We start from the raw sequence: 25,113 nt of genomic DNA, 5'->3' as shown, positions 1-25,113 counted from the left end.
AACTCTCTAATCATGTTCTATTCTCTCCACAATTGTAAAGAAATTTCCATATTAATTTACATCGTTTTAGTACTGCCTCCACAATTAAAGATTAAACTGAATAATAAAGACGTATTTATTAAAAAGGGAGCGACTCTATGAAAGCCAAGTTAATTCAGTATGTATACGATGCCGAATGCCGATTATTCAAAAGTGTAAATCAACATTTTGATCGAAAGCACTTAAATAGATTTTTACGTTTACTAACTCATGCCGGCGGAGCCACGTTTACCATTGTGATAGCGTGCTTGCTGCTATTTCTGCATCCTTCATCCGTCGCTTACGCCTGTGCCTTTTCTCTAGCCGTTAGCCATATTCCTGTTGCCATTGCTAAGAAGCTATATCCGAGACAACGGCCTTATATTCAACTAAAGCATACAAAAGTATTAGAAAATCCATTAAAAGATCATTCATTTCCATCGGGGCATACAACGGCTATTTTTTCGTTAGTTACCCCTCTGATGATTACTTACCCAGCCTTCGCTGCCGTTCTTTTGCCGCTTGCAGTAACGGTAGGCATTTCAAGAATTTATCTAGGTCTGCACTATCCGACGGATGTCATGGTAGGCCTGATACTCGGCATCTTTTCAGGTGCTGTTTCACTGAACATATTTTTAGTCTAATTGATAGGAGGAGTACTCATGAGAATTGCTTTATTTACAGATACATTTGCTCCGGAAGTTAACGGAGCTGCTAAAACACTTTATCAATTTACTCAGTATGTCAAATCAAAGCAAATTCCCATCCAGGTATTTGCTCCTGAATTTGCTCATAATCGGTCGTTTTCAACGTATGTTCACCGCTCGCCTAGCATGCCGTTTTTCCTTTATCCAAACAGCCGTTTTTCATTGCCAAACGTTCTAAAAATTAAAAAGCAGCTGCAGGAATTCAACCCTTCTCTTATTCATTTGGCCACTCCTTTTACAATGGGGCTTTGCGGCTCCTATTACGGAAAAAGATTAGGTATTCCTCTTGTCGGCTCTTATCATACCAATTTTGATGATTATTTATCTCACTATGAACTTGAAAAAATGCGTGTACCACTGCAAAAATATATGAAATGGTTTTATAAACCTGTACAAAAATTATTCGCTCCCTCCGAAGTGACCAAACAGCAGCTAGAAAAACAAGGGTTTCACAACGTAGCTATTTGGTCGCGAGGGGTAAATCACAAATTGTTCCATCCCCACTATGACCGCTTTGATATTCGTATTAAATATAATATAAAAAAACCCTACATCTTAACGTATGTAGGAAGGTTAGCTAAAGAAAAGAACGCTGATTTTTTACTAAAAATTGCCCGATCTTTACCTGATCATATCCGCCACCAAGTTCACTGGCTTATTGTGGGAGATGGTCCTTTAAAAGAACAAATGCAACAGCAAGCATCTGAGCATATGACATTTACAGGCTTTCTTGAAGGTAAGCAACTTGCTCATATCTATTCTTCATCTGATTTGTTTGTTTTCCCTTCAGAAACAGAAACGTTCGGAAATGTCGTACTGGAGTCTCTTGCTTCTGGAACTCCCGTGGTGGCAGCAAATGCAGGAGGAGTTAAACAGATGGTTCAGCACGGGCGAAACGGCTACCTTTGCAAACCTCACTCCTTAGAAGAATTCAGTTCGGCTATTACAGGTTTACTTGATGATTTGCACCAGCGGCTTCACTTTGGCCATGCAGCGAGACACTATGCTCTTACTCAATCATGGGACGCCATTTTTCAGCATTTGCTTTCAGAATATGAAGATGTCGTAGAAAAATCTGCTGAAGGTATTCAATGGGCATAAAAAAAATCTCCGTTTTCACGGAGATTTTTTTTATTATTTAGCTAAAGCTTGAGTTTTTAATGCTTCAGCTTTGTCTGTGAACTCCCAAGGAAGCTCCACATCTGTACGACCAAAGTGACCGTAAGCTGCTGTTTGCTTATAAATTGGGCGACGTAAATCAAGCATTTTAATGATGCCTGCTGGACGTAGGTCAAAGTTTTTGCGTACTACATCTACTAGTACTTCTTCAGAAACTTTTCCTGTACCGAATGTATCAATTGAAATAGATACTGGCTGTGCAACACCAATTGCATATGCTAGTTGTACTTCACATTTATCAGCAAGATCAGCTGCTACAATGTTTTTCGCAACATAACGAGCTGCATAAGCTGCTGAACGGTCTACTTTTGTTGCGTCCTTACCAGAGAATGCACCGCCGCCGTGACGAGCATATCCGCCGTAAGTATCAACGATAATTTTACGACCAGTTAAACCAGCATCTCCTTGAGGGCCGCCGATTACGAAACGTCCTGTTGGGTTAATGAAATACTTTGTATTTTCATCAATTAACTCATTTGGAACAACTGGATTAATTACATATTCTTTTAAGTTACGTTGAATTTGCTCTAACGTTACTTCTGGGTGATGCTGAGTTGAAATAACAATTGTATCGATGCGAACAGGTTTGTTGTTTTCATCATATTCAACTGTTACTTGTGTTTTACCATCCGGGCGAAGGTAAGGAAGAATTTCTTCTTTACGTACTTCTGTTAGACGGCGAGCAAGTTTATGAGCTAATGAAATTGGAAGAGGCATTAATTCTTTTGTTTCGTTACATGCATAACCAAACATTAACCCTTGGTCTCCAGCTCCGATTGCTTCGATTTCTTCATCGGACATTTGACCTTCACGTGCTTCTAACGCTTGGTCTACACCAGCAGCGATATCAGCTGACTGCTCGTCGATAGATGTTAATACTGCACAAGTTTCAGCATCAAATCCGTATTTTGCACGAGTATAGCCAATTCCTTTAATTGTTTCACGAACTGTTTTAGGAATATCCACGTAAGTAGAAGTTGTAATTTCACCGCTTACTAAAACTAAACCAGTTGTTACGCTTGTTTCACAAGCAACACGAGCATTTGGATCCTTTGCTAGGATAGCATCAAGAATTGAGTCAGAAATTTGGTCACAAATTTTATCGGGATGTCCCTCTGTAACAGATTCTGACGTGAACAGACGACGTTGTGTTGACATCAGTTTTCCTCCTTATAAATACGATACATTGTGATACGGTACTCATTCCCTTATTTTCATTACACGTTAAAAAATATAAAAAAACCTTTCCTTGTATCGAGGAAAGGTATCAAATTCTACATAAGCCTTTCACTCTTATCGATCAAGGTTGTGCCCTTGCATCAGGTTAGCACCTTATCGTCTACACAAAAAAATGACGATGGTTGCTGGGTTTCACAGGGCCTGTCCCTCCACCAGCTCGGGATAAGAGAGTATCCGTTCAAGGACATATAATACATGAAAAAGCGCTTCACTGTCAACAACATTCAAATGGAAATCATCTCTTTATGTTTGAATCTGTTTTAATGTAACATACTCAAATTTAAAAATAGTATACCTTATTAAGAATGATCACGAAGTTTGGTTAACAAGACAGACCAAAAAAAGGCTTTCACTTGAAATAGCTTCACTTTTTTCGCTTCTAGCACATATACATGTGTCTAAAATAGGTATAACGTACATTTTTTTATAATGCACAAACATTTTTAGTTAAATAGTATAGAATAATTAAATAAATGTGTTATACTAATTATAAATTTCAAACATTAATGAATAAATAATAGCTAAAAAAGGAAGGTAGTGCACATGAGTACTGTTGATATGTCTATCGAATTAAATGGTTTGCTTCAATTAAAAACAACAAAACACCAATTATCTGTTCCACAACTTGTTGAAAAAATTCTAGCTCGACGCGAAGGAACGCTGACTTCTACAGGTGCTGTGTCAGTCGAAACCGGAAAATATACAGGCCGCTCTCCTTTGGATAAATTTATTGTAAGCGATGCTGTATCTTCAAAAACGGTTGAATGGGGACCCGTCAATCAGCCAATTTCTGCTCAGCGATTCGATGCGCTATACAAAAAAGTCTTAACCCACTTAAAGAAACAGGATGAACTTTTTGTTTTTAATGGATATGCTGGAGCTGATAAAAAGTATCAGTTACCAATTCAAGTAGTTAATGAATTTGCATGGCACAACCTATTCGCTCAGCAGTTATTCATTCGCCCTTCAGCTGAACAAAAAACAAATGATGATGTGAAGCCGTTTACAATTGTAGCAGCTCCAACGTTCAAAGCTGATCCTGAAACAGACGGGACGAATTCTGAAACCTTCATTATTCTTTCATTAGAGCGACGCATTGTGCTAATTGGAGGAACTGAATACGCTGGTGAAATGAAAAAATCTATTTTTTCAGTGATGAACTTCTTGCTTCCTCAAAACAATATTCTATCCATGCACTGTTCTGCTAACGTAGGAGAAGAAGGTGACGTTGCATTATTCTTTGGTTTATCTGGAACGGGTAAAACAACGCTTTCTGCTGATGCAAACCGTCGTTTAATCGGAGATGACGAGCACGGTTGGTCAAGCTCTGGTGTATTTAATATTGAAGGAGGCTGCTACGCGAAGTGCATTCAGCTTTCCGAAGAAAAAGAACCGCAAATTTTTAATGCAATTCGCTTCGGCGCAGTACTGGAAAATGTAGTGTTGAATCAAAATACGAAAGTAGCAGATTACAATGATAATAGTTTAACAGAGAATACTCGTGCCGCTTATTCAATTGACTCTATTGATAATACGGTATTGCCAAGCGTTGCTGGGCACCCTACAGCTATTGTCTTTTTAACTGCTGATGCCTTCGGCGTCTTACCTCCAATCAGCAAGCTTACAAAAGAACAAGCGATGTACCATTTTCTGAGCGGATACACTAGTAAGTTAGCTGGAACAGAGCGCGGCGTAACATCGCCACAGGCTACTTTCTCTACATGCTTTGGTGAGCCTTTCTTACCTCTTGCTCCAACAACTTATGCAGAAATGCTAGGAAAGAAAATCGATGAACATAACGTAAATGTCTACCTTGTAAACACTGGATGGACCGGCGGTGAATACGGCGTGGGTGAACGAATGAAGTTAAGTTACACTCGAGCTATGGTTCAAGCAGCTCTTGAAGGAGAACTAGCTAATACCGAAACAGTAACAGATGCTATTTTTGGTTTATCGATTCCAACTCATGTTCCGGGAGTTCCTGATGAAGTGCTTCAGCCTTCTAAAGCATGGAACGATGCAACAGCTTATAACCAAAAAGCAACTGAACTTGCCGCTAAATTCAAAGCGAACTTCAAGCGTTTTAATGATGTAGCATCGGACATTTCAACATTAGGCGGACCTAGAGTCTAATAAAAAACCGATCGTCTTATAGACGATCGGTTTTTTAGTTAGTCGAATGTAATTTTGTCAGTTCATATGTGACAATGGTTTTTTCCTGCTCCATTTCTACCTTACGCACAACAGCAGTTCCAATACATTCTCCATTTTTCGTTTTGTGAATGTTTAATGGAATATCCAACGGATACAAACGATATCCTTTTTTCTCAACTTGAAAAATGTTATCTGTTACACGCTTTTCGTTGCCTTTTGTCACAATCATTGTATTTAATTCTAGCGGCATCCCCATTTTCTCTCACTCCTCACTGTTATTCTACTTGTTTTTTCTATCGTAGCATATCTTTTATTGCGCTTTCATCCACTTCGTTAACTTCTTTACCGTTTCTCGGTTTTCTTTTGGTGGAAAAGCATGTGGAAAGTTTTCAAAATACCAGCTGGTAACTTTTTTATTGGACTTCTTTAGTTTAGATTCGAGCTGATAGGAATGATCAATTGAGACGTTTTTATCTTCTAAACCATGAATAAGCAAGACCGGCGGCTCGACGAGATGAGCACGATGCAAAGGTGTCCTCCATTCGTATCTTTCAGGATATTTAGAAGGAGTTCCTCCAATCACCCGCTTCATCATTCTTCTTAAATCTTCTCTTTCTTCATATGTCAGCACCATATCCGTGACGCCTCCCCATAGCACAAGAGAACGGCTGTCTTTTTTTTCAATGGCTGTGAGTAAAGCCATCACTCCCCCTCGTGAAAACCCAAAAATATGAATGCGGTCATGGTGGACGTTAGGGAGCTGTTTCAGTAAATCGTAAGCAGCAAAAGCATCGTAACGATCATCTCCTGCAAAATCTTCGTTTCCTTCGCCTCCTTGATTTCCCCTATAGAACGGAGCCATCACAATAAAACCTTGTGAAGCAAATTGAATGAGTCGAGCAGGGCGAACCGTTCCTACGTTCTTAATACCTCCTCTTAAGTATAAAAAGCCGTCATACATTCCTTTTTCTTTTGGCTCTGCAAGCATTCCTTTAATCTTAAGCCCTTGACATGCATATGTAATCACCCACAGCGTCACGCGAGGATTTGATGATGGGAAACGCTGTTTATGAAGAATTGTTCCATCTTTCATTTTTTTCCTCCATTCTTTATATAACTAGCCTACTTTCTTCCGCTAAGGTTTACTTTCAGTCGTTGACTACTACTTCTTTGATTTTCCACATAGTTATATAGGCACTCACCTTCTTCCACTTCTTTACATACATTATCATAAAATATTTTATTACTTTAAGGAGGCTTGCTTTATGAAACCAATTAAATGGCTTTTTTCTTTGCTTGCTATTATGATTTTACTCATTCCACTAATTAGCTGCAGCAAAACAACATCTGTACAAACGGTTCGTGTCGGCGAAGTAACTCGCTCTATCTTTTATGCTCCCCAGTACGTCGCTATTTCAAAAGGCTTTTTTGAAGAAGAAGGACTAAAGGTAGATTTAAAAACAACTTGGGGCGGAGATAAGACAATGACGTCACTTTTATCTGATGGCATCGACGTCGCCTTAGTCGGCTCGGAAACGTCAATCTACGTATATGCACAAGGGTCTAGTGATCCCGTCATCAACTTTGCACAGCTAACCCAAACCGACGGAACATTTCTAGTAGCACGTAAAAAGGTCGATCAATTTTCATGGGATCAGCTTAAAGGCAAAACGTTTCTTGGTCAACGCAAAGGCGGCATGCCGCAAATGGTAGGGGAATATGTGTTAAAACAGCATAATATTGATCCTAAAAAAGATGTAAAACTCGTTCAGAACATTGATTTTGCTAACGTTGCGAATGCTTTTGCTTCTGGTACTGGAGATTACGTTCAATTATTTGAGCCAACGGCTAGTATTTTAGAGAAACAAGGAAAAGGACATATCGTTGCTTCCTTCGGAAAAGAATCAGGAACAGTTCCTTATACAACATTTATGGCCAAAGAAAGCTATTTAAAAGATAATCCTGAAGCAGCAGCTAAATTTACTCGAGCTATTTACAAAGCACAAAAATGGGTGAATACACATAGCACAGATGAAATTGCTGAAGTGGTTGCACCGTATTTTGAAGATACACCTAAAGACACGCTAAAAACTGTTATTGACCGCTATAAATCGCAAAAATCCTTTGCAACTAACCCTTTATTAGATGAGAAAGAGTGGGATCATTTACAAAAAATCATGGACGAATCTGGAGAACTTCCAAGACACATTGATCACAGCAAGCTAGTCAACACAAAATTCGCAAAAGATGCAATGAGGGAGTAATATGACAAAACTTCACATTCAAGATGTTCAACATATGTACCTTACGACAAAGTCTGCTACCACTGCACTTGAACATATTAATTTGTCTATTGAAGAAGGAGAATTCGTTTCCTTTCTCGGCCCAAGCGGATGTGGAAAAACGACGCTTCTATCGATTATTGCAGGCTTGATTGAACCAACGTCAGGCTCTGTCACAATAGACGGTGAAAATATCGGAACATCAGTTCCAAACATCGGTTATATGCTTCAACAAGATTATTTGTTTCCGTGGAAAACCATTAAAGAAAATATCTTACTTGGGCTTGAAATTCGCGGACAGCTAACAGACAAAACGGAGAGTAAAGCACTGCTGCTCCTAAAAGAAATTGGTCTACAAGGCGTAGATGACCTATATCCACACCAGTTATCCGGAGGCATGAGACAACGCGTCGCTTTAGTCCGAACACTTGCCATTGACCCCGCTATTTTACTCTTGGATGAACCTTTTTCAGCACTTGATTTTCAAACAAAACTCAAGCTTGAAGAACTTGTCTCCAAAACACTGATGACTTATCAAAAAACGGCCGTTTTGGTCACGCACGATATCGGCGAAGCCATTGCTATGAGCAGCCGAATCTTTTTATTCTCAGCCAAGCCAGGAAAAATCGCAAAAACATTCACGGTTCCTTCTATTTTACGAACCCTCTCTCCGTTTGAAGCACGACAGCATCCTGTCTATAACGATTTATTTATGGACATATGGAAGGAGCTTGATCAACTTGAAACCCACTAGCTCCCTAGATACTCTTCACGAAAGCTACCTTCGCAAGGTTCGGGGCGAAAAGCGATTAGTACTGAGCGTACAGCTGGTCATTTTCTTAGCCTTTTTTAGCTTCTGGGAACTGGCTTCTCGTTTAAAGTGGATTGACCCTTTAATCTTCAGTTCCCCTACTAAAGTATGGCATTTATTTTTAATTAAACTTGCCGACGGCTCGCTGGCAGAACATATTGGTTTTACGTTATTCGAAACAGTTCTTGGCTTCATTTTAGGCACAGTGCTAGGTATTTTACTTGCAACGGCCCTTTGGTATTCAACTAGGCTTGCACATATATTAGACCCTTACCTCGTTATTTTAAACGCCATGCCTAAAGTAGCGCTGGGCCCTATTTTAATTGTAGCAATTGGGCCAGGATTTTTCTCAATTTTAACGATGGGAGCGATTATATCCGTTATCATTACATCCATCGTCGTTTACACAGCCTTTAAAGAAGTGGATCCAAACTATATTAAATTACTAAAAAGCTTCGGGGCAACGAAAACCCGCTGTTTTAAAGAAGCAATTCTTCCAGCTTCCATGCCTGCCATTATTTCCACATTTAAAGTAAACGTCGGTTTATCTTGGGTAGGCGTCATCGTAGGAGAATTTTTAGTTTCTTCAAAAGGGCTTGGATATATGATTATTTATGGTTTCCAAGTCTTCAACTTTACTCTTGTTCTTCTCAGTTTATTATTAATTGCCATTTTCGCTACGATTATGTACCAAGGCGTGGCTTATCTAGAAAAGAAATTGATCCGACGCTCATAAAAAATACCCCCGTACAAACGGGGGTATTTTCGTTGATATGATGCTTTTACAAAAATGTTCGCTTTACATATTTCATTACATACTGCAAAACATTATCTTTCATAATGAAGCTGTACGCATCATCTTGTTGAATGCCCGAAGGTAGTTCGTCAATCATTACGGGACCATCTGTTTCCATGTAGTCTTCTTTTTTAATTACATTTCCAATCGTAGCAAAATAAATATTTTTAATAATGGTCTTTCCTTTACTTACTACTTTATATTGACCAATATAAGTTAAAGAAGAGACTTCTCCGCCTGTTTCTTCAAACACTTCTCGAACCGCTGCTTCTTCTGGTATTTCATTGCCTTCTAGTTTTCCTCCGGGAAATTCTAAACCTCGTTTTGAGTGATTCGTTAGCAACCATTGATTTTCATACCTGCATACGACCCAAACATGACGTGGAGTTTTCGAGAATGGATTTTTTTCAAATGATAAAAATACTTGATTATGATATGCATCCTTAAATGTGTACATGGTCGACTCAAACTCCATTTGATTTTTCCCTTATTTTATCATACATTACGGCCATACCTGATAAGAAAAGTATGCTCGTACTTTTTTTCTTTGCATTTTACCCCTTATTCCGTTCTATCTGAAGATAAAATATTCATCTGTTTGATATGTGATTTTGTTTCATCGTCTCCCAGCTGATAAAGCATGGCATATATGTCAACTGTTGTTTTATCGTACATATCATTTTGAGAATCATGATGATATTCCAGATACGGAATATGGGATCGCCAAAAGCTTGACCAATCGCTTGAAGCGCGCTGATCTAAATAGGTTCTCAGCTGCTCCACTTCTTCATCTGTTGCTTCAATCGCATAATTCCAATCTGAAGCAGTATTTGACTGATTGATTTCCCCTGAACTCAGAGATACATAATATTTTTTTGTCATGAAAGATATTCAGCTCCTTCTTTCTAGTGCCAACTTATCTTTCTTATGTGTATCTTATTCTTTTTTTATACACTCTACGATTTAAAGCGGTCTTTTAAAATCGCTATTGCTTTTTTTAACGGCTCTGGAATTGGAACCCCTACAATTCTTGCGTTTTCTGTAATTGAAATCATTTCGTTTAAAATATAGAACAAAATAGCTCCATCTCGAATAATATGACCGTTTTCCCAAAATACAGAATCGATAAAGTTTGCTACAGCAATCATGGCAAAAATAAAAATTTTTTTGGCAATTCCTTTAAAACCTACTTTGCTAGATAAACGTTTATTTATAAAAGCTGCAATCGTGCCTGTCAAGTAATCCATTGCCACTAATGCTACTAAAGCCATTAGTAAATAGTCCCACTCTCCAAATAAAAAAAAAGCCAGTGAACCTAAACTTGAAATTATCAAGACAGAAAGCTTCTGCATATCCACTTTTTTCACCCTTTCAGCAGTCATATCCCTACAGTATATGCCGGTGAAAAAAAAGTGTTCGTCCATCTTATCATAAAAAAACCTGCGATTGCTCGCAGGTTTTACTTACTTGCCTAGGAATGACTTTAACATCCACGTATGTTTTTCTAAGCTTTGATGAATAGCTAACAGCATGTCTCCTGTTGTTTCATCGCCCGCTTCACCGGCTGCATCCATTCCTTCTTTTAATTCAGCAGTTAGCGTATCAAAATCGCTTACTAAAGAAGCAACCATGTCTTTAGCCGTTTCGCTTCCATCCGCTTCTTTAATAGAAGAAAGCTCTAACGATTCTTTCATTGTTGCCACAGGTTTTCCTTCTAGTGCTAAAAGGCGTTCTGCAAGGTCATCAATAATTGTAGCTGTTTCCGTATACAGCTCTTCAAACTTTTCATGAAGAGTGAAGAATTGTTCACCTTTCACGTACCAATGAAAATTATGAAGTTTTATGTACATTACACTAAAGTTTGCCACTTGTTTATTAACAATTTCATTTACATTTGCTGCCATGTTGTTCGCTCCTTTATGAACTCTTTATATAGTATAGTAGTACCCTTTTTTAGTTGATTAAAACATTTTTTTCATAAAAAGAGACATTTCCCTTTCTTTAGACTCGGAGAAACGTCTTCATCTTTTTCCAAATAAAATAAGCAGCCCAGCGGACTGCTTATTTTTAGCCAAATACTTTTTCTAAATCTTCTTTGTCCTGTTCTAACCAGAACTTCATCAAGCGTTTTGCTCCTTCTAAATCGTGAAGTTTTGCTTGACCGCACTGTTTTTCATTTGCTGCTGGAATTTCAGTAATATTAATTGCATCTTTTAACGTATCGTCTAACAAGTCAATGATTTCACGTACAGTTGGCTCGCCGCTCACTACTAAGTAGTATCCCGTTTGACATCCCATAGGCGAAATATCGATAATATCAAAGTGATCGTATTTTTCTACATGAGTACGAATATTAAAAGCTAATAAATGCTCTAACGTATGAATAACGTCCGGCTTCATTGCTTGTTTGTTTGGTTGGCAAAAACGAATATCGAATTTATTTACAACGCCGTCGCTTCCCACTTTGTGAACACCGCAGTGTCTTACGTAAGGTGCTTTAACCGCATTATGATCTAGCTCAAAACTTTCTACTGATGGCATAATACCACTCCTTTTTTCTTCTTTCACCTATCATAACATGCAATTCCGATATATTTCATCCATTTAATAACCTTTATTTCTTTTAGTTGCTTTTTATTCCTTCTATCCCTTATAGTATGAGCAAACACGAAAGAAAGAACGTGATAATAAATGATTGCAAAGCTTTTGCTTTTACTTATAAAAGGATATCAAAAAGGAATTTCGCCTTTTCTTCCGGCAAGGTGCCGGTTTTACCCTACTTGCTCCCAGTACGGAGTTGAATCCATTAAACGCTTTGGTGCCGTAAAGGGATCTTATTTGACTATAAAACGCATTTTAAAATGCCACCCGTTCCATCCGGGTGGCATCGATGAAGTACCTGAGAAAAAATCACACTAAGCCTTAGTTGTTTTCGATTGCTTCATACCCATTTACAACAACATCTAGCTTTCCTGTATTTGGATCAATAACTAGTCCATGTACAGGAGTATCTTTTGAAAATAGAGGATGATTACGAATTGTCTCTACACTATGCTGAACAGTCTCTTCTACTGAATCAAAACCCGTTAACCATTTTTTCAAGTCCATAGAATATTCAATGGTATTAATCACTTCATCTGAGATGCCTTTTGCTCTTACTTTCTCTAAAAAAGGTTCCGCCTGAAGTTTACCTGCTCCGCAGTCATGGTGACCAATTACACATACCTCATCAGCTTGTAGCTCGTACACAGCTACTAAAATGCTTCGCATAATACTTCCAAATGGATGTGAAACAAGTGCTCCTGCATTTTTAACAATTTTCACGTCTCCGTTACGCAGATTTAAAGCGTGCGGAAGCAATTCTACCAATCTTGTGTCCATACACGATAAAATAACCATTTTTTTATTAGGGAATTTGCTTGTTTCGTAAAGTTCATACTTCTTTTCTTCTACAAATTTTTTGTTGAATTCTAAAACATCTTGTAATAAGCTCATTTGCTGTCTTCTCCTTCATAAAAAAAATTCTTTCTTGTATTATAATACTTTTTCCTATAAGATGAAAAGTGTTAAATCGTAATCATTATTATTTAAAGACAAGAAAGTAGGTTATAACAGTGAAAAAAATTCCCGTTACCGTTTTAAGCGGATACCTTGGGTCAGGTAAAACAACTCTTTTGAACCATATTTTAAAAAATAAAGAAGGTTTAAAGGTCGCGGTCATTGTCAATGACATGAGCGAAGTAAATATTGATGCAGACTTAGTTAAACAAGGCGGATTTTCTCGAACAGAAGAAAAACTTGTTGAAATGCAAAATGGCTGTATTTGCTGTACGCTTCGAGATGATTTAATGAAAGAGGTAGAACGCCTCGCTGACAATGATGATATTGATTATATTGTCATTGAATCTTCCGGAATCAGCGAACCTATCCCTGTTGCTCAAACATTTACTTATATTGATGAAGAGCTTGGCATTGATTTAACTCAGAAATGTTCATTAGATACGATGGTCACTGTAGTAGATGCTAATCGCTTTTGGGAAGATTTTTCATCAGGCGAAAGCTTATTAGACCGCAAAGAAGGAACGGATGAAAACGATAAAAGAGAAGTGGTTGATTTATTAATCGATCAAATTGAATTTGCAAACGTCATTTTATTAAACAAAGTTGATTTGTTAACAAAAGATGATGCAGATGAGCTGCAGGCTGTTCTTCACAAATTAAACTCAGAGGCCACTGTTATCCAAACAATTAATAGTGAGGTAAAACTTGAAGCCATACTTCATACCGACTTATTCGACTTTGAAAAAGCTAGTCAAGGAGCCGGATGGATTAAAGAATTAAATGAAGAACACCATACGCCTGAAACAGAAGAGTTTGGTATTTCTTCTTTTGTATATAGAAGGAATCGTCCCCTTCATCCTAAACGCTTTATGAAATGGTTAGAGGACTGGCCGGTTGATATTGTACGTGCAAAAGGATTTTTCTGGCTTGCTTCACGTAACCATATGGCAGGACTTCTTTCTCAAGCAGGTACGTCCATTATGATTCAAGGAGCGGGTGAATGGGTCGCAACGTACACAGCAGAGGAAAGGGAACAAACCTTAAAGGAAGAACCTGAATTACGAGCAAAATGGGATGAACAATTTGGAGACCGTATTAACGAGCTTGTATTCATTGGTATTGATATGAACAAAGCTGAAATAATTGAAACTTTAGACCACTGTTTGCTGACAAATGAGGAAATGAATCAAGATTGGGCTACTTTCAAAGACCCCCTTCCTAAGTTTACAGTAAGTGCGTAAATTTTTAGTTTTCAAATCGTAATAATTACGATATAATAACATAGGTCATAAATGGTTACGATACGAACGGAAGGAGCAACATAATGAAATTCAAACCACTTTTAATGGTGCTGGCATTAGGAATTGGAACAGCCCTTGCAGGGTGCAGTTCAAGCAGTGCAAATAACGCATCTGATAATAAAAATAAAAAATTAGAAGTTTACACAACAATTTACCCTTTACAGGATTTCACTGAAAAAATCGGTGGAAAATATGTAGAAGCTAAAAGCATTTTACCAACAGGTGTAGATGCTCACTCATTTGAACCTACCACAAAAACAATGGTCAAAATCGCAAACGCGGACGCATTCGTTTACTCAGGAATTGGGCTTGAAGGCTTTGCAGATAAAGCACAGTCTACGCTAAAGAATGAAGATGTCGCTTTAGTAGAAGCTGCAAAAGGAATTGAACTAGCAAAGAGTTCTGAAGATGAGCATGCCCATGAGGACGAACATGCACATGAAGAAGAGCATCACCACGGAGATACAGACCCTCACGTTTGGCTTGATCCTATTTTAGCTATTCAATTAGCAGAAAATATTAAAAATGAACTTGTTGAATTAAAACCAGATAAAAAAGCAGAATTTGAAAAGAACTTCCAATCCTTAAAGACTCAGCTTGAAGATGTGAACCAAGAGTTAAAAACAACGATTGGCGACGCACCTCATAAAGAAATTTTAGTATCACATGCAGCCTACGGCTACTGGGAAAAACGATACGGATTAAAGCAAATTAGCGTAGCGGGTTTATCTCCTACAAATGAGCCGTCTCAAAAACAATTAGAAAACATCGTAAAACAAGCAAAAAAAGACCATATCAAATACTTTATCTTTGACCAAAATTTAAAGCCTAAAGTGTCTACACTTGTAAAAAATGAAGTGGGAGCTCAAGCTTTAACACTTCATAACTTAGAGTCATTAACGAAAAACGATGTTAAAAATAAAGAAGATTATTTCTCCATTATGCAACACAACATTGATACGTTGAAAAAAGCATTATATTAATAAAAAAACTAGCCTCTCGGCTAGTTTTTTTATTGTAATTTATATTTTTGCTTAAAGCGTTCCACACGGCCGCCTTTATCAGCAAATTTTTGTTTTCCTGTATAAAATGGATGTGTATCCGAACTAATTTCAACTTTTAAAAGCGGATATGTGTTGCCATCTTCCCATTGGACGGTCTCATTTGATTGTTTTGTAGATCCTGATAAAAATGATGTTCCGCTATTTGTATCCATAAACACAACTTTACGATAGTCTGGATGAATATTTGTTTTCATTAAATATCTCTCCTTTAAAACAATATATACTTATTATAATCGTAATGATTACTATTTTCAAGTTATATGTTTTACCAATTCTGATGCATAAAGCGTGGTAAAAAGTGGACAATAAGGTTTATCAATACTTTACTGGAAAGGTTGAAAAATGAATGGATCATTTAGTTACTGCACGTTCAATGTTTGGTCTGAACATGGGAGTACATATCATTTTTGCCACTCTTGGCGTCGGCATTCCTCTCATGATTTTATTGGCTGAAATTCTTTACTACAAAACAAAAGATAAAGATTATGAACTTATGGCACAGCGCTGGACAAAAGGAGCTGCTGTCCTGCTTGGAGTCGCTATTCCTACGGGAACGATTGCTGGTGTGCAATTAGCGTTGCTTTGGCCGGGTTTTATGGAAATCGTAGGAAAAGTGATGGCTCTTCCTTTTCAAATTGAAATTTATGCTTTCTTTATTGAGGCTCTTTTTCTCTCTATTTACGTATACGCAGCGGACCGTATTTCTCGAAAAATGAGGATTATCAGTCTCATTTTAGTAGCAATAGGCGCTCTTGCCTCTGCCGTTTTAATTACAAACGTGCACGCATTTGAAGGAACACCTGCTGGCTTTCGAATTTTAAATGGCGAAATTGTAAGCGTAGATCCTTGGGCAGCTTTCTTTAATCCGAGTTTCTTTGTAACGTCCGGTCACGTAGCCGTTTCTGCTTATACAACCGGAGGCTTTGTCATTGCTTCAGTCGCTGCCTTTAAAATGCTTCGTGCGCGAAAACATAATCCAAGAGAATATAAATTTCATCATAAAGCATTGATGATGGGATTAGTAATCGGCGGGATTTTTTCTTTTGTAACAGCTTTGAATGGACATGAATCGATGCAAAAAGTATACGAATATCAACCCGAAAAACTTGCAGCAGCTGAAGGTCTATTTGAAACGCAAGATCATGCGCCATTAGCTTTAGGCGGATTTACAGATGAAAAAGAACAGCGAGTCAAGTATGGCATTGAGTTTCCATGGATGCTCAGCTTCTTGTCGGGTAATAGCTTTAATACAGTGATTACTGGACTCAATGACTTCCCTAGAGATTATTGGCCGCCGCTTTTTGTGCATACCTTGTTTAACGGTATGGTCATTATCGGATCGATTTTAATTTTAGTGGCGCTAGTGGGCGTTGTTTGGTACAAGTTTTTAAAGAAGAAAAGCTTCCCTAAAGTTTTCATGTGGGCATTTGTCGCAACGGGCCCTCTCGCGATCATGGGCATTGAATTCGGATGGATTTTCGCATGTACAGGCAGACAACCCTGGGTCATTTACCGCATCATGCGTACATCAGAAGCCGTTACTACTTCTGCTAATTTGCATATTTTATTTTTCTTGTTTTTGCTTGTTTATATCGTACTCGTGGCCGCAGTCGCCCTTGTACTGGTGTTTTATTTTAGACGAAATCCGCTTTCTAAAGAACTTGCTGCGCAAGCAGATTAAAAAGGATGTGAGAATATGGGTGATTCATTACTAGCAATTACTGTAATATGGGGCTTCATTTTTATCTATGCTGTAATGGGAACGATGGACTTTGGAGCTGGTTTTTGGTCGATGGTCTATATTAACCGTACGAAAACAAATGCTACAGATGTAGCAAACAGATATCTATCGCCTACTTGGGAAGTAACCAATGTATTTATCGTTGCGATTGTTGTTGCGCTGTTTAGCTTTTTTCCGCGAGCTACATTTACGCTTGGAACAGTGCTACTAGTACCGGGGAGTATCATTTTACTTCTCTTATCTATTCGAAGCGGATTTTTAGTGTTTTCACACTATGCTGGCAGCTTCAAATATCGGAGAGCGTTGGTTTATGTATCTGGTATATCTGGCGTATTAATTCCTGCTTTTTTAATCGCCGTACTGCCCGTAAGTCAAGGTGGATTTATTGATGTAATTGACGGAACGCAGCGATTAAATTTAGCAAGAGTGTTTTCAAGTCCGCACGTCTATTCATTTATTGGTTTTGCCATTACCTCTTCCCTGTTTCTTTCGTCTCTTTTATTAGCAGATTACTCGAAGTCATCTGACGAAATGGAAGCTTATGCGGTCTATCGGCGCGATGCGCTCATTACAGGACCTCTTTCACTGCTAATGGCTATCTTTATTATGATTACAATGCAATCAGAAGCCAGCTGGTTATATGATAAAATGATGCAGTTTAAGCCTCTTCTTTACGGGTCTGTAGGTCTATTTGTAGTAGCTGGTATTGCTCTGCTGCTGCCTTCTCAAAAAGGAAAAGGAATGCCTCGTTTAGCCGTGGTATCAATCGTCCTTCAATATTTCTTAGCAAGTTACGTATACGGACGAAGTCATTTACCGTATGTCGTGTATCCAAACGTAACGATTGAGAATGGATTTACACATCCCGATGCGTTCCATTCGTTATTTATTGTGTATATTGTTGGCTTTGCGATTTTATTTCCTGGATTCTTTTATTTCTGGCGTCTATTTATGAAAGATAATAAAGAATACAGCAAAAAGAAGCCATATTAAAAACCCGGTCAGCACTTGACCGGGTTTTCTTATGAAGCAGCAGATTTTGCCACTACTTCAGCAAAGTCTTTAGCAAATACCTTACATTTTTCTACATCTTCTCCAAAGGGAGAAAGCTCGATTTTCAAACCAGGAACAGCTATATTTCCGTTGCGTCCCTTTATTTTTTCTTCAATTAAATCAACTGCTCCGCAAAAAACATCATATGATGAATCACCTGAACCAAATACAGCCATCTGCTTTTGACTGAGATCTATATCATCCATTTCATCATAAAGATCTAAAAAATCATCTGGCAGCTCTCCATCTCCCCACGTATAAGCTCCAAAGATAATAGATTCTGCCAATACAAGGTCCGAAGCATCAATGTCATATACTTCTGTTCGTTTCACATGCAATCCATGCTTGACTAATTCTTCTTCGATCAAATCGGCTATTGCTTCTGTGTTGCCTGACATACTCGCATAAGCTAGTAAGATTTCCTTCATGTAAATGACGCTCCTTTACACCAGTAGTGTGGGCCGCACATCCCCTTCTTCATCACATTCTTGCTTAAGAGGACAGTTTTCACACTCACTGGATGCATAGTTCTTTTGAAAATGTTTTGGTTCCATTAACACACTTTTGACAATATGTAGTTGAAGTATGGCTTTTTCATAATCGCCTGTTGCAATATAATAAGTTGTTGTTTCTCCGGTTAATAATGAATAAAAACGAATTTGTTCAGGAACCTTTTTAAAAGCTTGTTTCGAAAAAACGATAATAAAGTCTTTCATTGCGTTCTTCACTTCTTCATGGTCATCTAGAATGAATTTTGTTACCGTATAAGACTTCTCTGTCCATGCAGCAAAATCAATGGTCAGAGAAAGGTTGCTTTGAATTTCTTCTACATAAACGCTGTATTTCTCAAACACAAAAAGTGGTAGCTCCACATGTGTTTTCTCGCCTAAAAACCTCAGTAAATAATCACTTACTTTAGCTAACACATCGTAATAGTGAATGGGTGATGAAAACATATTTGGCTTTAGACGCCAATATTTTTCAATAAGCTGTAAAACATAGAGGTTTGAGCGATACTCAACTGGCTTGCTATAGTATGTTTTAATGATTTGATGGACGGTTACTTGAACATGCTGTTTCCAATCTATAGATGTCTTTTTCAAAAGAAGCTGCTGCTGATAAAATTTGTACGGACATCGAATAAATTGTTCGATGTGGTTATTGGAGAGTGTCTTTATATGCACTTTCATCGGTTCCATCTATGTCTCACCACCCTAATTGAAATTCATTCTCAATAATGATCAAAAATTAAATCATGAAATTTGCTCAATCACTTTACGAATAGCACTCCATGAATGTTTGACGAAATAAATTGGTTTTTGCTGTTTTTTTGCTTTCTCTTTAATGACTTTTGCCATATTGTGATTAATAAAATCCGTAATAACTAATACAAACCCAATATGTTCGGGAATTTCTCGCTTCACCATATTACTTTTACGGCCATCTAAATGAATTACTTCATTAAACCCTTCTCCCGCTAGACGATCTGTAATATGCTTTAACCTGTCTCCTCCTACAACCATGACTGATGACATGTTTGTTCCCTCCCAATTAATTATTCATTTAATGATTTGACAACAACCTGTATTCTTTACTATATATACAGTTTAATTGAGAATGATTCTCTTTGTCAATGTTTAATTGATAAAAATTCTCAATTAAAATGAAAGTCTACCACCTTTCTTATAAGTTAGTTGAATTTTGACCATACTATAGCTATCACATACAAAGGAGGGTTAACGTTGGAACAAAACATTCTTTGTGAAGTAAACAACTGTCACTTTTGGAAAAATGGAAATCACTGCAGTGCAGAAGAAATTTACGTAGTAAGTCATAGCGGAAAACATGCAGCAAGCAGCTATGAAACAGACTGTAAAACGTTCAAGCCAACTGAAGCGTAACCCGCAAAAGGACAGCCTCTGGGTTGTCTTTTTTCTCTCTTCAAGATTATAAAAAAGGAGACTAGTATGAAGACTGAACAACTGATTCATTTTTTTAAAGAAGAAGCCATAAAAGCAAATGAACAAACCTTTCCAATCTATGTACAATCATTTACTCATTTATGGACATACAAATGGGGAACACTTGAAAACATTCCAGAAGAAATTGATGACTTAATTACCACACGTGCGTTAGAACTTGGACTTATTCACTTAAAAAAAGCTGACTAATCAATAAGGAAATTAGTCAGCTTTTGTGTTTATAGATCATCAAATCCATTTGCATCTGATGCTTTTGTATATTGTCGTGATTTCTGTTCAAAGAAATCGGTTTTCCCTAAATCTACCTCTTGATAAGCAATAATCCAACGAAGAGGATTTTCAATCGGTGCTTCTGGGAAAGCAGCTCGACCGAAGCCTAACTGATTACAGCGTTTATTCGCCATATATTCAATGTACTGCTGCAGTTCTTTCATCGTAATGCCGTCGAATTTTTCTCCAATAACAGATTCCGCCCATTCAATTTCAAGACGAGCTGCCTCTTGGAACGTTTCAACTACAAACGTTTCTAGCTCCTCCGTACGATAAGCTGGATTTTCATTTAGTACTTCCTTGAAAATCTTTTCAAATAACCCAACGTGAAGCTGTTCATCACGATTGATATAATTAATCATCGTAGATGTCGCCACCATCTTTTGATTTCTCGCAAGATTATAGAAGAACGCAAATCCGCTATAGAAGAAAAGTCCTTCTAAAATAACATCATATACCATAGACTTCAAAAAGTTTTCAACCGTTGCTTCTTCGCTAAATGCTTTATATCCGTTTGTAATAAAGTCATTTCGTGCGCGAAGCTTTTCGTCTGTACGCCAGTATTCAAATACTTCATCTTGTTTTCCTTTTGGTACAAGACTTGATAAAACATATGAATACGAATGATTATGAACCACTTCTTGCTGCGCTAAAATAATCATTAGAGCGTTAATCGAAGAATCGGTTACATAGTCAGCTACTTTGCTAGCATAATCTGATTGAATACTGTCCAGTAGCGCCAGCAGGCCAATAATTTTTAGAAAGCTCTCTTGTTCGTCAGCGGTTAACTGAGGGAACTGTTTAATATCTTGCCCCATATTAATTTCAAACGGCGTCCAGAAATTAGCTAGCATACGCTTGTATTTAGGGAACGCCCATGAAAATCGGACGTCATCCCAGTTTAGAATATTGGAGCTCTTGCCGTTGATGATTCCTGTCGAACGGTTCGGAGCTGTTTCGTTCATTAATTCTCGTTTTAACATGCTTGTCATCAATTATTCACTCCTTTTAACTATGACAGCTTTCACATTCTTCAATGACTTCACTTGATGTTGAACGTACGTAATAGGTCGTTTTTAATTTTTCTTTCCATGCCGTCATATGAAGATCCAGCAGCTCTTTTGCTCGGATATCATTTTGTACATATAAATTGAATGAAATAGATTGATCAATATGACGCTGGCGCTTGGCGTTTTGCTTAATGCTCCAGTGCTGATCAATTAAATAAACGGACTTATAATACCAGTTTGTTGCTGGCGATAAATCTGGTGCCGTCACTGGGATTTTATAGTTTTTCTTTTCCTCTGAATAAAACTTACGGAAAATCGGATCAATACTTGCCGTAGAACCCGCGATAATAGATGTTGATGAATTAGGTGCTACAGCCATTAAATATCCATTTCTTATCCCATTGCTTTGAACTTCGCTACGCAGTTCACTCCACGCTTCGCTCGTATATTCACGTGTTTCAAAATAAGCGCCTGACTCAAAATCTGAGCCTTTAAATAATGGATATGCGCCTTTTTCTTTAGCTAAGTTCATGCTTGCCTGCACGGTTAAGTAAGAAATTTGTTCATACAATTCATCGCAATATGCTACCGCTTCATCTGTCTCCCATGCTATTTTCTTTAAGGCAAGCAAATGGTTCCAGCCAAATGTGCCAAGCCCTACTGCGCGGTACTTTTGATTCGTTAGCTTTGCTTGAAGTACCGGCAAATCATTTAACTCAATAACATTATCAAGCATGCGTACTTGAATTGGAATTAAACGTTCAAGTACATCTTCAGTTACGGCTCTCGCTAAGTTAATAGAAGAAAGATTACATACAACAAAATCGCCCGGATTCTTTGTAATAATAATTTTTCCGTCTTCCGTAATTTCCTCTGTTACGACCGTTGTACTTTGGTTTTGCGTGATTTCTGTACATAAGTTACTGCAGTAAATCATGCCCGCGTGTCGGTTTTGATTAGCTCGGTTAACCGTATCACGATAGAACATATAAGGAGTTCCGGTTTCAAGCTGCGAAAGCATAATGCGCTTGAAGATCTCAATAGCAGGCACTGTTTCTCTTGAAAGCTGTTCATTGTTTACACACTCAGCGTAACGAGTGCGGAACGAACCGCTGCCTTCTTCTTCATCATAAAAATCTTCTAACGAGTAGCCCATCAGCGTACGAACTTCGTGAGGATCGAATAAGTGCCAGTCTTCACGTGCTTCTACTTTTTCCATAAACAAATCTGGCAAACATACGCCAGTGAATAAATCATGCGTGCGCTGGCGTTCATCACCATTGTTCAAACGCGCGTCTAAGAATGAAAAAATGTCTTTATGCCAAACGTCTAAATATACGGCAATAGCTCCTTGTCGTTGACCTAGCTGATCGACACTTACAGCCGTATTATTTAGCTGTTTCATCCATGGAATTGTTCCTGATGATACGCCTTTAAAACCTTTTATATCACTTCCTCGGCTTCTAATATGACCGAGGTAGACACCAATTCCGCCTCCATTTTTACTAAGCGTGGCCAAATCTGTATTGCTATCATAAATACCGCGTAAGCTGTCATCAATCGTATCAATAAAGCAGCTAGATAGCTGTCCGTAGCTCTTTCCTGCGTTTGAGAGTGTTGGTGTGGCAACCGTCATATATAGACTAGAAAGCGCCCAGTACGCTTCTTTTACTAATGCTGTTCGATTTTCTTTCTTTTCTTGAGACATCAGCGTCATAGCAATGATAAGAAAACGTTCTTGCGGTAATTCGTATACACGCTTATCATGTGATGTCGCTAAATAGCGATCTGCTAATGTCAGCAATCCAATGTATGTAAATAAACGATCGCGTTCAGGAATAATGACTGAAGCAATTTCATTAATTTCTTCTTCTGTATATGTTTTTAATAGCTGTTTATTATAAATGCCGATTTTTGTTAGTTCTTGAATAAGCTGATAAAACGAACCGTACTTCTCTTTTTTATCATAACCTCGGTTGTCCGCTGCTTTTCGATATAGTTCGTTTAAGTAGACGTCTGCCGCCACGTACGTCCAATCTGGTTCTTCCATTGAAATACGCTCTAGGGCTGCCAAAATTAGTACGTTTGCAACCTTTTCGTCCGTCATATTTTCCTTTACTGTAACAGTTTGAATAACCTTTTCCTCATACAAAGAAAAATCAAGCTGCGTAAATTCTTTTTTTAAACGTTCAATATATGCAGTTAATTCATGTAGAATTGTAGGCTTTAATGTATTCACCATAAATATGGCTCCTCTCTTCACTTCAAAATAAAAAATCGCTCACCGTACCTCGGTGAGCGAATAGAACGAAGATAGAAGAAGACACTAAGTCTTTTCTCAATCCTCGCTCTACCCTCTCACCTCCCGAAGAAGATAAAACGACATAAAAAAGGCAGGTCTCCTGACTTATGCTTCTTTTTACTTTAAGGCCTTCCCATGATGTTTACTCACAGTGGATCTCCTTATTTCATCAGCATTCACAGTTGCGGGGACAGCTTTGGATTTTCACCAAATTCCCTTTTAAGTCTTTTTATCAGACACCTTTTTCACTGGAAAACACAAAATATAGTATTTTATTATTGTTTAACAAACAACATATTGTGTTATGTTATAAACACATTATATAGGACAACTTAGAAAACTATCAACCTATTTTCAAAAATAATTTTGTTTTTTACGATAAAATCCTTCGACTTTTTTCATCAAACTACTCCATCATAACATGTTTTGACACGCTTGATGGAACAATGTGCTCTTTTTAAAAAATTTGTCCTATTTTTCTACTAAACATTGCCAACATCAATAAAAAAACCGTTTTTCATAAAAAACGGTTTTTAATTATTTGTATTCTTTTTCAAATGCTGTGATTGTTTTGATAAACTTTTTATCAATATCGTATCCGATCCCCGGTTTTTCCTTCACCTTTATTACTCCGGCTTCTACCTCTACTTCGGGCTTAATAATATCTTTTTCCCAATAGCGAGACGACGCAGAAATGTCACCTGGTATCGTGAAAGAAGGCAGTGTGGCAAGGGCGATGTTATGAGCTCGTGAAATCCCGGCTTCTAACATTCCGCCAACCCAAAGCCTTACACCATGTAGGGCGCATAAATCATGAATTTTTTTTGCTACAGACATTCCGCCAACTCGACCGATTTTCACATTGATAATCTTGCAGCTTTTTTGTTCGATTGCATGACGTGCATCTTCATAGCTCACAATACTTTCATCTAAGCAAATCGGCGTCTTCATTTGCTTTTGTAATAATCGATGATCAAGGATATCATCCGAACTTAACGGCTGTTCGATCATCATTAAATTCAATTCATCTAGTTTTTTCAATGAATCACTATCGCTTAACGTATAGGCTGAATTGGCATCAGCCATAAGAGGAATGCTTGGAAATTCATCTCGAATTTGTTTCAGTAGCTCATAGTCAGCGCCTGGCTTAATTTTCACTTTAAAGCGCTTATAACCATCTTTCATATAAGTCTTTATTTGTTCTTTCATGATGGAAATATCATTTAAGCCAACTACCACTCCAGCTTCTACAGCAGGCCTTATTCCGCCAATTACTTCAGCTAAGGGCTTATTTTGGCGCTTTGCATACAAATCCCATACAGCACAGTCCAAAGCTGCTTTAGCCATGTTGTTCCGCTTTAGAGGTTTGAATAACTTTTGAACATCCTCTGGTTTTTGAAGCTGCTGGTGAAGAAGCGAAGGAATTAAAAAATCGTCTAACATATGAAAACATGTCTGAATCGTTTCTTCCGTATACCAAGGAGATGAAAAAGCAACGACTTCTCCCCATCCTGTAAATCCTTTTTCATCTTCTACTTCAAGCAAAATCAATTCTCGATCCTGGACCGTACCATAGCTTGTTGAAAAAGGAGAAAGAAGCTTCATGTCAATTTTATAAAGATGTACTTTTTTGATAATCATCG

The 25,113-nt window shown here is 37.8% G+C and carries 29 protein-coding genes and 2 riboswitches; of the genes, 13 read left to right on the top strand and 16 right to left on the bottom strand.

The genetic code is table 11. From position 1 onward, the window contains the following. Positions 1 to 137: 137 nt before the first annotated feature. The gene (locus tag ACWATA_RS00260; RefSeq protein WP_028411846.1) at positions 138 to 662 is read left to right on the top strand and encodes a phosphatase PAP2 family protein; all 525 of its coding nucleotides are present in this window, start codon (positions 138 to 140) and stop codon (positions 660 to 662) included. A gap of 18 nt (positions 663 to 680) precedes the next feature. After that, positions 681 to 1,826 (top strand): glycosyltransferase family 4 protein, encoded by a 1,146-nt coding sequence (locus ACWATA_RS00255; protein ID WP_033579587.1) that lies wholly within the window; start codon positions 681 to 683, stop codon positions 1,824 to 1,826. A gap of 33 nt (positions 1,827 to 1,859) precedes the next feature. Here ACWATA_RS00255 and metK read toward each other — a convergent pair whose 3' ends face one another. Further along, positions 1,860 to 3,062 (bottom strand): methionine adenosyltransferase, encoded by a 1,203-nt coding sequence (gene metK, locus ACWATA_RS00250; RefSeq protein ID WP_013059536.1) that lies wholly within the window; start codon positions 3,060 to 3,062, stop codon positions 1,860 to 1,862. 132 nt (positions 3,063 to 3,194) lie between these two features. After that, a riboswitch (SAM riboswitch) is annotated at positions 3,195 to 3,312 on the bottom strand. Positions 3,313 to 3,686: 374 nt separating this feature from the next. Here metK and pckA point away from each other — a divergent pair. Further along, positions 3,687 to 5,276, top strand: coding sequence for a phosphoenolpyruvate carboxykinase (ATP) (gene pckA, locus ACWATA_RS00245; RefSeq protein ID WP_028411848.1), 1,590 nt, complete (start codon positions 3,687 to 3,689; stop codon positions 5,274 to 5,276). Positions 5,277 to 5,310: 34 nt separating this feature from the next. Here the strand turns inward: pckA and ACWATA_RS00240 are convergent, their stop codons facing one another. Both ACWATA_RS00240 and ACWATA_RS00235 read right to left on the bottom strand, forming a co-directional pair. Continuing rightward, positions 5,311 to 5,553 (bottom strand): DUF2584 domain-containing protein, encoded by a 243-nt coding sequence (locus tag ACWATA_RS00240; protein WP_028411849.1) that lies wholly within the window; start codon positions 5,551 to 5,553, stop codon positions 5,311 to 5,313. A gap of 54 nt (positions 5,554 to 5,607) precedes the next feature. Beyond that, positions 5,608 to 6,390: an alpha/beta hydrolase family protein gene (locus tag ACWATA_RS00235; RefSeq protein ID WP_028411850.1), complete on the bottom strand. Its 783-nt coding sequence runs from the start codon at positions 6,388 to 6,390 to the stop codon at positions 5,608 to 5,610. A 172-nt stretch (positions 6,391 to 6,562) separates the two neighbouring features. Here ACWATA_RS00235 and ACWATA_RS00230 point away from each other — a divergent pair, with 172 nt between their 5' ends. The 3 genes from ACWATA_RS00230 to ACWATA_RS00220 are packed head-to-tail and all read left to right on the top strand — an operon-like array spanning position 6,563 to position 9,126. Further along, positions 6,563 to 7,561 (top strand): ABC transporter substrate-binding protein, encoded by a 999-nt coding sequence (locus ACWATA_RS00230; RefSeq protein WP_165635087.1) that lies wholly within the window; start codon positions 6,563 to 6,565, stop codon positions 7,559 to 7,561. A 1-nt stretch (position 7,562) separates the two neighbouring features. Continuing rightward, on the top strand, positions 7,563 to 8,333 hold the full coding sequence (locus ACWATA_RS00225; RefSeq protein ID WP_025750714.1) for an ABC transporter ATP-binding protein: 771 nt from the start codon (positions 7,563 to 7,565) through the stop codon (positions 8,331 to 8,333). Continuing rightward, positions 8,320 to 9,126 (top strand): ABC transporter permease, encoded by an 807-nt coding sequence (locus ACWATA_RS00220; protein WP_033579585.1) that lies wholly within the window; start codon positions 8,320 to 8,322, stop codon positions 9,124 to 9,126. Before ACWATA_RS00225 ends, ACWATA_RS00220 begins: the two co-directional genes overlap by 14 nt. A gap of 46 nt (positions 9,127 to 9,172) precedes the next feature. On the opposite strand, the gene ytkD is transcribed toward ACWATA_RS00220, so the two are convergent. From ytkD to ACWATA_RS00195, 5 genes are all read right to left on the bottom strand, one after another. Continuing rightward, a complete protein-coding gene (gene ytkD, locus ACWATA_RS00215) occupies positions 9,173 to 9,643 on the bottom strand; it encodes an RNA deprotection pyrophosphohydrolase (RefSeq protein ID WP_034271379.1) in 471 nt (156 codons plus the stop codon). A gap of 104 nt (positions 9,644 to 9,747) precedes the next feature. Beyond that, on the bottom strand, positions 9,748 to 10,068 hold the full coding sequence (locus ACWATA_RS00210; protein ID WP_033579584.1) for a hypothetical protein: 321 nt from the start codon (positions 10,066 to 10,068) through the stop codon (positions 9,748 to 9,750). A 74-nt stretch (positions 10,069 to 10,142) separates the two neighbouring features. Next, positions 10,143 to 10,568 (bottom strand): phage holin family protein, encoded by a 426-nt coding sequence (locus ACWATA_RS00205; RefSeq protein ID WP_014457957.1) that lies wholly within the window; start codon positions 10,566 to 10,568, stop codon positions 10,143 to 10,145. A gap of 81 nt (positions 10,569 to 10,649) precedes the next feature. Beyond that, positions 10,650 to 11,090, bottom strand: coding sequence for a Dps family protein (locus ACWATA_RS00200; RefSeq protein WP_013059546.1), 441 nt, complete (start codon positions 11,088 to 11,090; stop codon positions 10,650 to 10,652). Positions 11,091 to 11,253: 163 nt separating this feature from the next. Then, a complete protein-coding gene (locus ACWATA_RS00195) occupies positions 11,254 to 11,727 on the bottom strand; it encodes an S-ribosylhomocysteine lyase (RefSeq protein ID WP_013059547.1) in 474 nt (157 codons plus the stop codon). 150 nt (positions 11,728 to 11,877) lie between these two features. Here ACWATA_RS00195 and yidD point away from each other — a divergent pair, with 150 nt between their 5' ends. Further along, a complete protein-coding gene (gene yidD / locus ACWATA_RS00190) occupies positions 11,878 to 12,105 on the top strand; it encodes a membrane protein insertion efficiency factor YidD (protein WP_080754454.1) in 228 nt (75 codons plus the stop codon). A gap of 3 nt (positions 12,106 to 12,108) precedes the next feature. On the opposite strand, the gene ACWATA_RS00185 is transcribed toward yidD, so the two are convergent. Further along, the gene (locus ACWATA_RS00185) at positions 12,109 to 12,681 is read right to left on the bottom strand and encodes a beta-class carbonic anhydrase (protein ID WP_028411855.1); all 573 of its coding nucleotides are present in this window, start codon (positions 12,679 to 12,681) and stop codon (positions 12,109 to 12,111) included. A gap of 119 nt (positions 12,682 to 12,800) precedes the next feature. On the opposite strand from ACWATA_RS00185, the gene ACWATA_RS00180 reads away from it, so the two are divergent. Together ACWATA_RS00180 and ACWATA_RS00175 are read left to right on the top strand one after the other, a co-directional pair. After that, positions 12,801 to 13,988 carry a GTP-binding protein gene (locus ACWATA_RS00180; RefSeq protein WP_473049525.1) on the top strand — a complete coding sequence of 396 codons (1,188 nt, stop codon included), beginning with the start codon at positions 12,801 to 12,803 and terminating at the stop codon, positions 13,986 to 13,988. 83 nt (positions 13,989 to 14,071) lie between these two features. Then, entirely contained in the window at positions 14,072 to 15,031 is a 960-nt protein-coding gene (locus tag ACWATA_RS00175; RefSeq protein ID WP_028411857.1) for a metal ABC transporter solute-binding protein, Zn/Mn family, read from the top strand. Positions 15,032 to 15,060: 29 nt separating this feature from the next. Here the strand turns inward: ACWATA_RS00175 and ACWATA_RS00170 are convergent, their stop codons facing one another. Next, positions 15,061 to 15,306, bottom strand: coding sequence for a type B 50S ribosomal protein L31 (locus tag ACWATA_RS00170; protein ID WP_013059552.1), 246 nt, complete (start codon positions 15,304 to 15,306; stop codon positions 15,061 to 15,063). A 152-nt stretch (positions 15,307 to 15,458) separates the two neighbouring features. Between ACWATA_RS00170 and ACWATA_RS00165 the strand changes: the two genes are divergently transcribed. Together ACWATA_RS00165 and ACWATA_RS00160 are read left to right on the top strand one after the other, a co-directional pair. Further along, a complete protein-coding gene (locus ACWATA_RS00165) occupies positions 15,459 to 16,793 on the top strand; it encodes a cytochrome ubiquinol oxidase subunit I (protein ID WP_028411859.1) in 1,335 nt (444 codons plus the stop codon). Between the two features lie 15 nt (positions 16,794 to 16,808). Continuing rightward, positions 16,809 to 17,846, top strand: coding sequence for a cytochrome d ubiquinol oxidase subunit II (locus tag ACWATA_RS00160; protein WP_028411860.1), 1,038 nt, complete (start codon positions 16,809 to 16,811; stop codon positions 17,844 to 17,846). 29 nt (positions 17,847 to 17,875) lie between these two features. On the opposite strand, the gene ACWATA_RS00155 is transcribed toward ACWATA_RS00160, so the two are convergent. Genes ACWATA_RS00155 through ACWATA_RS00145 form a run of 3 tightly spaced genes read right to left on the bottom strand, consistent with a single transcriptional unit; the run spans position 17,876 to position 19,441 of the window. Continuing rightward, positions 17,876 to 18,334, bottom strand: a complete 459-nt coding sequence (locus tag ACWATA_RS00155; protein WP_033579582.1) for a flavodoxin — start codon at positions 18,332 to 18,334, stop codon at positions 17,876 to 17,878. Between the two features lie 15 nt (positions 18,335 to 18,349). Beyond that, complete coding sequence (locus ACWATA_RS00150) at positions 18,350 to 19,105, bottom strand: hypothetical protein (RefSeq protein WP_230624654.1); 756 nt, start codon at positions 19,103 to 19,105, stop codon at positions 18,350 to 18,352. 54 nt (positions 19,106 to 19,159) lie between these two features. Beyond that, positions 19,160 to 19,441 carry a DUF2325 domain-containing protein gene (locus ACWATA_RS00145; protein WP_028411863.1) on the bottom strand — a complete coding sequence of 94 codons (282 nt, stop codon included), beginning with the start codon at positions 19,439 to 19,441 and terminating at the stop codon, positions 19,160 to 19,162. Between the two features lie 207 nt (positions 19,442 to 19,648). Between ACWATA_RS00145 and ACWATA_RS00140 the strand changes: the two genes are divergently transcribed. Continuing rightward, positions 19,649 to 19,807 carry a DUF1540 domain-containing protein gene (locus ACWATA_RS00140; RefSeq protein WP_013059558.1) on the top strand — a complete coding sequence of 53 codons (159 nt, stop codon included), beginning with the start codon at positions 19,649 to 19,651 and terminating at the stop codon, positions 19,805 to 19,807. A gap of 66 nt (positions 19,808 to 19,873) precedes the next feature. After that, complete coding sequence (locus ACWATA_RS00135; RefSeq protein WP_013059559.1) at positions 19,874 to 20,077, top strand: hypothetical protein; 204 nt, start codon at positions 19,874 to 19,876, stop codon at positions 20,075 to 20,077. A gap of 29 nt (positions 20,078 to 20,106) precedes the next feature. Here the strand turns inward: ACWATA_RS00135 and ACWATA_RS00130 are convergent, their stop codons facing one another. The 3 genes from ACWATA_RS00130 to menC form a co-directional block, all read right to left on the bottom strand. After that, complete coding sequence (locus ACWATA_RS00130; RefSeq protein WP_013059560.1) at positions 20,107 to 21,150, bottom strand: ribonucleotide-diphosphate reductase subunit beta; 1,044 nt, start codon at positions 21,148 to 21,150, stop codon at positions 20,107 to 20,109. Positions 21,151 to 21,166: 16 nt separating this feature from the next. After that, complete coding sequence (locus ACWATA_RS00125; protein WP_028411864.1) at positions 21,167 to 23,410, bottom strand: ribonucleoside-diphosphate reductase subunit alpha; 2,244 nt, start codon at positions 23,408 to 23,410, stop codon at positions 21,167 to 21,169. A gap of 133 nt (positions 23,411 to 23,543) precedes the next feature. Next, positions 23,544 to 23,729, bottom strand: a riboswitch (cobalamin riboswitch). A 278-nt stretch (positions 23,730 to 24,007) separates the two neighbouring features. Further along, positions 24,008 to 25,111 (bottom strand): o-succinylbenzoate synthase, encoded by a 1,104-nt coding sequence (gene menC, locus ACWATA_RS00120; protein ID WP_028411865.1) that lies wholly within the window; start codon positions 25,109 to 25,111, stop codon positions 24,008 to 24,010. Positions 25,112 to 25,113 lie beyond the last annotated feature (2 nt).

The sequence above is a fragment of the Priestia sp. USM5 genome, assembly GCF_058323215.1.
This window is presented reverse-complemented; position numbering and strand designations above follow the sequence as displayed.

Bases quoted from the DNA above. Each gene is read 5' to 3' on its own strand.
- ACWATA_RS00155 (WP_033579582.1), bottom strand. From the start codon at position 18,334: ATGAAGGAAATCTTACTAGCTTATGCGAGTATGTCAGGCAACACAGAA.
- ACWATA_RS00130 (WP_013059560.1), bottom strand. From the start codon at position 21,150: ATGACAAGCATGTTAAAACGAGAATTAATGAACGAAACAGCTCCGAAC.
- ACWATA_RS00165 (WP_028411859.1), top strand. From the start codon at position 15,459: ATGGATCATTTAGTTACTGCACGTTCAATGTTTGGTCTGAACATGGGA.
- ACWATA_RS00135 (WP_013059559.1), top strand. From the start codon at position 19,874: ATGAAGACTGAACAACTGATTCATTTTTTTAAAGAAGAAGCCATAAAA.
- pckA (WP_028411848.1), top strand. From the start codon at position 3,687: ATGAGTACTGTTGATATGTCTATCGAATTAAATGGTTTGCTTCAATTA.
- yidD (WP_080754454.1), top strand. From the start codon at position 11,878: ATGATTGCAAAGCTTTTGCTTTTACTTATAAAAGGATATCAAAAAGGA.
- ACWATA_RS00255 (WP_033579587.1), top strand. From the start codon at position 681: ATGAGAATTGCTTTATTTACAGATACATTTGCTCCGGAAGTTAACGGA.
- ACWATA_RS00125 (WP_028411864.1), bottom strand. From the start codon at position 23,410: ATGGTGAATACATTAAAGCCTACAATTCTACATGAATTAACTGCATAT.
- ACWATA_RS00195 (WP_013059547.1), bottom strand. From the start codon at position 11,727: ATGCCATCAGTAGAAAGTTTTGAGCTAGATCATAATGCGGTTAAAGCA.
- ACWATA_RS00170 (WP_013059552.1), bottom strand. From the start codon at position 15,306: ATGAAAACAAATATTCATCCAGACTATCGTAAAGTTGTGTTTATGGAT.
- ACWATA_RS00175 (WP_028411857.1), top strand. From the start codon at position 14,072: ATGAAATTCAAACCACTTTTAATGGTGCTGGCATTAGGAATTGGAACA.
- ytkD (WP_034271379.1), bottom strand. From the start codon at position 9,643: ATGTACACATTTAAGGATGCATATCATAATCAAGTATTTTTATCATTT.
- ACWATA_RS00260 (WP_028411846.1), top strand. From the start codon at position 138: ATGAAAGCCAAGTTAATTCAGTATGTATACGATGCCGAATGCCGATTA.
- ACWATA_RS00200 (WP_013059546.1), bottom strand. From the start codon at position 11,090: ATGGCAGCAAATGTAAATGAAATTGTTAATAAACAAGTGGCAAACTTT.
- menC (WP_028411865.1), bottom strand. From the start codon at position 25,111: ATGATTATCAAAAAAGTACATCTTTATAAAATTGACATGAAGCTTCTT.
- ACWATA_RS00205 (WP_014457957.1), bottom strand. From the start codon at position 10,568: ATGACTGCTGAAAGGGTGAAAAAAGTGGATATGCAGAAGCTTTCTGTC.
- ACWATA_RS00210 (WP_033579584.1), bottom strand. From the start codon at position 10,068: ATGACAAAAAAATATTATGTATCTCTGAGTTCAGGGGAAATCAATCAG.
- metK (WP_013059536.1), bottom strand. From the start codon at position 3,062: ATGTCAACACAACGTCGTCTGTTCACGTCAGAATCTGTTACAGAGGGA.
- ACWATA_RS00225 (WP_025750714.1), top strand. From the start codon at position 7,563: ATGACAAAACTTCACATTCAAGATGTTCAACATATGTACCTTACGACA.
- ACWATA_RS00185 (WP_028411855.1), bottom strand. From the start codon at position 12,681: ATGAGCTTATTACAAGATGTTTTAGAATTCAACAAAAAATTTGTAGAA.
- ACWATA_RS00150 (WP_230624654.1), bottom strand. From the start codon at position 19,105: ATGGAACCGATGAAAGTGCATATAAAGACACTCTCCAATAACCACATC.
- ACWATA_RS00160 (WP_028411860.1), top strand. From the start codon at position 16,809: ATGGGTGATTCATTACTAGCAATTACTGTAATATGGGGCTTCATTTTT.
- ACWATA_RS00145 (WP_028411863.1), bottom strand. From the start codon at position 19,441: ATGTCATCAGTCATGGTTGTAGGAGGAGACAGGTTAAAGCATATTACA.
- ACWATA_RS00235 (WP_028411850.1), bottom strand. From the start codon at position 6,390: ATGAAAGATGGAACAATTCTTCATAAACAGCGTTTCCCATCATCAAAT.
- ACWATA_RS00230 (WP_165635087.1), top strand. From the start codon at position 6,563: ATGAAACCAATTAAATGGCTTTTTTCTTTGCTTGCTATTATGATTTTA.
- ACWATA_RS00240 (WP_028411849.1), bottom strand. From the start codon at position 5,553: ATGGGGATGCCGCTAGAATTAAATACAATGATTGTGACAAAAGGCAAC.